General features: G+C 64.4%; 1 protein-coding gene. It reads right to left on the bottom strand.

Annotated elements, in window-relative coordinates; all coding sequences use genetic code 11:
- The coding region (locus tag DSY14_RS28420) for an MFS transporter (protein ID WP_211719642.1) at nt 1–326 on the bottom strand (326 nt) is incomplete at both ends.

Genomic DNA, 326 nt, shown 5'->3' with positions numbered 1-326 from the left:
AAGCCGGCCTCCGCGACGCCGAGCAGGAAGCGCAGCGCGTAGAACATCCACACGTTGTGGATGAAGCACATCGTCACGATCACCGCACCCCAGGTGATCATGATCCGGGTCAGCCACACGCGTGCGCCGAACCGCTCCAGCAGCATGTTGCTGGGCACCTCGAACAGGGCGTACCCGATGAAGAACAGCCCGGCGCCCAGACCGTAAGCGGTGGCGCTCACCCCGACGTCGGCCCTGAGCTCGTCCTGGACGAAGCCCACGTTCGTCCGGTCCATCTGGTTGATCAGCAGCATCAGGACCAGGATCGGCAGCATACGGCGCAGGAA

The sequence above is a fragment of the Nocardiopsis sp. MG754419 genome (assembly GCF_018207095.1).
Taxonomy (GTDB): domain Bacteria; phylum Actinomycetota; class Actinomycetes; order Streptosporangiales; family Streptosporangiaceae; genus Nocardiopsis.
This window is presented reverse-complemented; position numbering and strand designations above follow the sequence as displayed.